The organism is Bacillus sp. SIMBA_008, assembly GCF_046535495.1.
GTDB lineage: Bacteria > Bacillota > Bacilli > Bacillales > Bacillaceae > Bacillus > Bacillus subtilis.
In genome coordinates, this window is the sequence record NZ_JAWRWL010001233.1 from 1 (window position 1) to 237 (window position 237).

The following is a 237-nucleotide window of genomic DNA, read 5'->3' on the forward strand; positions in this document are numbered from 1 at the left end:
ATTAGCTAGTTCTTTAAGCTGGCTTTCACAGGAGTTACAAGAGTTAATAGGGGAATTCAAAAGTTAAATGAAATGATTATACGTGCTTTTGTTTGTTCAATAAAATAAATCATGCTACAATGAAAACGAATTAAGGACCGGGGAGCCAATTGGCTGAGAGGATGTAAACAAACATCGACCCTCAACCTGATCTGGATAATGCCAGCGTAGGGAGTTACTTAAAGTGATGTAGCATAT

The 237-nt window shown here is 37.1% G+C and carries 1 riboswitch.

Annotated elements, in window-relative coordinates:
- Positions 1-128 precede the first annotated feature (128 nt).
- Positions 129-230: riboswitch (TPP riboswitch) on the forward strand.
- Positions 231-237: the final 7 nt, after the last annotated feature.